This is a genomic window from Streptomyces sp. NPDC088194 (assembly GCF_040702025.1).
In the GTDB taxonomy this organism is placed as follows: domain Bacteria; phylum Actinomycetota; class Actinomycetes; order Streptomycetales; family Streptomycetaceae; genus Actinacidiphila.
Genome location: NZ_JBFBIV010000195.1, coordinates 1 through 5,243, shown reverse-complemented (window position 1 = coordinate 5,243; position 5,243 = coordinate 1). Strand labels below are relative to the sequence as shown.

Here is a 5,243-nt window from a genome sequence, read left to right as displayed (position 1 = left end):
GCGAACCGGTTCGCCCGCACATCGAGCTGACGATACGTCAACTCCGTCCCCCCACAGACAACCGCCACCGCGTCCGGCACCGCCGCCACCCGCGCCGCGAACAGCTCGGGCAGGCTCGCCCCGGCCGCTGCGTCCCCGACGGCGGGCAGCAGCTCGCTGCGTTCCTCGGCGGACAGCAGGTCGATCCCGCCGATCGGCCGGTCGGGTGCGGCGGCGACCGCGGTCAGCAGCCTGATCCACCGCGCGGCCAGGGCCTCGACCGTCGAGCGGTCGAACAGGTCGGTGCTGTACTCGACCCCACCGCCGATTCCGGCCGGCGCGCCTTCGGGCCCGTACTCCTCCGCGAACCCGAAGGTCAGGTCGAGCCGCGCGGTCCCCGTGAGCACCGCGACCCCGGAGACCTGGAGTCCCGGCAGTTCGAAGTCGCCACCCGGCGCGTTCTGCACGACCAGACCGGTCTGGAACAGCGGGTGGTGGGACAGCGAGCGGGACGGGTTCAGCGCCTCCACCAGGTGCTCGAACGGCACGTCCTGGTGCGCGTACGCCGACAGCGCCGTCTCCCGCACCCGGCCGAGCAACTCGACGAAACTCGGATCACCACTCGTGTCCGTACGCAGCACCAGCGTGTTGACGAAGAACCCCACCAGATCGTCCAGCGCCTCGTCCGTACGCCCCGCGATCGGACTCCCGATCGCGATGTCCGTACCCGCACCCAACCGCGTGTACAAAGCCGCCAACGCCGCCTGCAGCACCATGAACAGACTCGACCCGGTACGCCGCGCCAACTCCACCAGCGCCACGTGCAGTTCCCGGTCGAGCCGGAGTTCCAGCACGTCGCCGCGGTACGACATGGCGGCCGGGCGCGGCCGGTCGGCGGGCAGTCGCAGCTGCTCGGGCAACCCGGCCAGCGCCCGCGTCCAGTAGGCGACCTGGCGGGCGAACACGCTGTCGGGGTCCTGCTCGTCACCCAGGATCTCGTGCTGCCACAGGGTGTAGTCGCCGTACGTCACCGGGAGCGGTGGCCACGCGGGTGCCCCGCCGCCCTGCCGGGTGGTGTACGCGGCGGCCAGGTCACGGGCCAGCGGGCCCATGGACCAGCCGTCCCCGACGATGTGGTGCATGACCAGCAGCAGCACGTGCTCGTCCGGCGCGACCGCGAACAGCTCCGCCCGCAGGGGTACTTCCGAGGTCAGGTCGAAGTCGCGCACCGCCGCCTCACGCAGCAGGGCGGGCAGCTCCGCCTCGCCGGCCGGGCGCACGCTCAGCGGAACGGCGACCTCGGCGGTGTCCAGCACCCGCTGGTGCGGGATTCCGGCGGTGTGCGGGAAGACCGTGCGCAGGGTCTCGTGCCGGGCCACCATGTCCACGAGCGCGGCGCTCAGTGCGTCCCGGTCGAGGTCGCCGGACAGCCGCAGCGCCAGCGGCAAGTGGTAGGTGGCGCTCGGCGCCCCGAACTGCTGGAGGAACCAGAGCCGGCGCTGGGCGAACGACAGCGGCATCGGTTCGCGGCGGGGCCGTGGCACCAGGGCCTGCCGCGCGGTGCCGGCGTGATGCAGCGCGGCCGCCAGTCCGGCAGGCGTCGGAGTCCGGAACAGGACGCGCAGCTCCAGTTCGACCCCGAGGGTGGCCCGGACCCGTGAGACCAGCCGGGTGGCCAGCAGCGAGTGACCGCCCAGCTCGAAGAAGTCCTCGTCGACACCGACCCGGGCGAGGCCCAGCACCTCGGCGAACAGCTCGCAGAGGATCTGCTCCTGCGGTGTGCGCGGCGCCCGGCCGGCGACGGTCGTACCCGGCTCCGGCGCGGGCAGCGCCGCCCGGTCCAGCTTCCCGTTCGGCGTCAACGGCAGCGCGTCCAGCAGCACGAACGCGGACGGCACCATGTACTCCGGCACCCGATCGCGCAGGTGCGCCCCGAGCGTCGCGGCGGTCGCCCCGGCCCCGTCCGAGGGGACGACGTAGGCGACGATCCGGTCCTCCCGGGCGAGCACCGCGACCTGGGCGACGCCCGGGTGCGCGGTCAGCTCGGCCTCGACCTCGCCCGGTTCGATCCGGAATCCTCGGACCTTGATCTGGTGATCGCTCCGGCCGGCGAACTCCAACTCACCGTCGGCACGCCAGCGCACCAGGTCGCCGGTGCGGTACATCCGCGTGCCGGCGAGGCCGTACGGGTCAGCGACGAAGCGCCCGGCGCTCAGCCCGGGCCGGTTCAGGTAACCGCGGGCCAGACCCGCGCCGGCCAGGTACAGCTCGCCCAGCACGCCGGGGGCCACCGGTCGCAGTGCCGAATCCAGCACGTACGCCCGGCAGTTCGCGATCGGACGGCCGATCGGCACCGGCAGCGGGCAGTCGGCCGGGTCGGCCGGCAGCGCGTAGGCGGTGATCACATGGGTTTCGGCCGGCCCGTAGTGGTTGTGCAGCATCCGCCCCGGCCGGCCGGCCTGGAAGCGGCGCACGGCAGCGCCCAGCCGCATCGCCTCTCCGGCCTGCGCGACCAGCCGCAGGTGCGGCAGGTCGAGCCCGGCCTCCTCGGCGGCTTCGGCCAGCGCCTCGACCACCAGGTTCGGCGCGAACAGCTCCTCGACCCGGTGGCGGTCGAGCCAGCGGGCGAACAGTTCGGCGCTGCGGCGCTGTTCCTCGGTCGGCACCACCAGGGTCTTGCCGTACAGCAGCGCGGACAGCATCTCCTGCACCGAGACGTCGAAGCTGATCGCGGTGAACTGGGCGGTGCGCGTGCCGGGTTCGCCACCGACGGTCCGGTGGTGCCACGCCAGCAGGTTCAGCAGCCCGGCGGCGGGCATCACCACGGCCTTGGGCCGGCCAGTGGAACCGGAGGTGTAGATGGCGTAGGCCGGGTGCCGGGTGTCCACCGGAACGGCCGGATCGTGCTCCGGCAGCTCCCCGGCCGGTGTGACGGCCGCGAGGTCGTCGAGCACCACGGCCGGGCGTGCGTCCTGAAGCATGTGCGCGATGCGCGCGGCCGGGTAGTCCGGGTCGACGGGCAGGTACGCCGCGCCCGTCTTGAGCACCGCGAGGACGGCGACCACCAGCTCGGCCGAGCGCGGCAGCCGCAGGGCGACGATCCGCTCCGGGCCCACGCCACGGGCGATGAGCGCGTGGGCCAGGCGGTTGGCCCGGCGGTTCAGCTCGCGGTAGGTCAGCGCGGTGTCCTCGAACAGCAGCGCCGGGGCCTCGGGGGTCGCCCGGACCCGCGCCTCGAACAGCGCGGGCAGGGTGGTGTCAGGGGCCGGGCCGGCGGTGTCGTTGCGAACGACCAGCAGCTCGTGCCGCTCCTCGGCGGTGAGGACGTCGATCCGGCTCAGCGGACGCTCCGGATCGGCGACCACCGCCGCCAGCAGCCGCAGCCACCGGGCGACCAGCGCCTCCACCGTGGCGGCATCGAACAGGTCGGTGCTGTACTCGACCCGTCCGACGATGCCCTCGGCCGGGCCGCCCGTGCCGCCGCGCTCCAGCAGGTGGAAGCCCAGGTCGAACATGGCCGTCGGTGTCCGCACCAGGACGACCTCGGCGGCCAGACCGCTCAGCGCGAACTCGGTGCGGGGCACGTTCTGCAGCGCAAGCAGCACCTGGAACAGCGGCTGATGGGCCGGTGACCGGGCCGGGTTGAGGGCCTCGACGACGTGCTCGAAGGGCAGGTCCTGGTGCGCGTACGCGCCGAGGGCGCCCTCCCGGACCCGGACCAGCAGTTCGGCGAAGGACGGGTCGCCACTGGTGTCCGTGCGGAGCACCAGGGTGTTGACGAAGAACCCGACCAGGTCGTCCAGCGCCTGGTCGGTCCGGCCGGCGATCAGGCTGCCGACCGGGATGTCGTCTCCCGCACCCAGCTTGTCCAGCAGCGATGCGAGGGCGGCCTGCAGCACCATGTACACGCTGGCGCCGTGCTCGCGGCCCAGCCGGACGAGCCCGGCGTGCAGTTCGGCGTCCAGCTCGATCGCCAGGTGGCCGCCGGAGTGGGAGGGGGTCGCGGGGCGGTGGCGGTCGGCGGGGAGCCGGATCTGCTCCGGCAGGTCGGCCAGCTGCCGCTTCCAGTAGCCGAGTTGCTCGGCGAACCGGCTCCGCGGGTCGGCGGCGTCACCGAGCAGCTCGCGCTGCCACAGCGTGTAGTCGGCGTACTGCACCGGCAGGGGCGCCCACTGCGGCTCCCCGCCCAGGTGGCGCGCCGCGTAAGCGGTGGCCAGGTCAGCGGCCAGCGGGCCCAGCGACCAGCCGTCACCGGCGATGTGGTGCATCACCAGGAGCAGCACGTGCTCGTCCGCCGAGACCTCGAACACCTCGGCGCGCAGCGGCGGTTCGGCCGCCAGATCGAATCCGCGCGCCGCGGCCGACGTCAGCAGTCGCGGCAGGGACTTCTCGTCGGCCGGGGTGACCGACAGCCCCGGGCGCGCCTGACCGGCGGCCAGCACCTGCTGGTGGGGCACGCCGTCAACGGCCGGGAAGACCGTCCGCAGGGTTTCGTGCCGGTCGACGAGGTCGCCCAGCGCGGCTTCCAGGGCGGCCGGGTCCAGCGGTCCCGAGAGCCGCCACGCGAGCGGCATGTTGTAGACCGATGCGGCGCCCTCCAACTGGCGCAGGAACCACAGCCGCCGCTGCGCGGACGACAGCGGGACCGTCGCGGGCCGCTCCGCCCGCCCCAGGGCGAGCCGGGCCCGGTCGGCGCCGCCCAGCCCGGCGGCCAGCCCGGCCACCGTCGGGGTGCGGAACAGCGCGCGCAGCTCCAGTTCGACCCCGAGGGTCGACCGGACCCGTGAGACCAGCCGGGTGGCGAGCAGGGAGTGCCCGCCGAGGTCGAAGAAGTCCTCGTCGACACCGACCTGCGGCAGGCCCAGCACCTCGGCGAACAGCCCAGCCAGCACCTGTTCCTGAGGAGTGTGCGGTGCCCGGCCGGCCCGCGTCGCGGTGGACTCGGGCGCGGGCAGGGCGCGCCGGTCCAGTTTGCCGCTGGTGTTCAGCGGCAGGGTGTCGAGAGAGACGAACGCGGCCGGCACCATGTAGTCCGGCAGCCGCTCGCGCAGGTGCGCCCGCAGGTCCTCCGTCCGGAGTTCCGCCCCGGTGGCGGGCTGCAGGTAGGCGACCAGACGGGGGTCCTGCGGCCGATCCTGCCGGACGATCACGGCGGCCCGGGCGACGTGCGGGTGTTCGGCGAGCGCCGCCTCGATCTCGCCGGGTTCGATCCGGAACCCGCGGACCTTGACCTGGTCGTCGGTACGGCCCAGGAACTCCAGGTC

1 protein-coding gene is annotated in these 5,243 nt (G+C 73.9%); it reads right to left on the bottom strand.

Going from position 1 to position 5,243, the window contains the following annotated elements; translation table 11 throughout:
- A partial coding sequence (locus AB0399_RS40275; protein WP_366414670.1) for an amino acid adenylation domain-containing protein occupies positions 1 to 5,243 on the bottom strand: 5,243 nt, incomplete at both ends.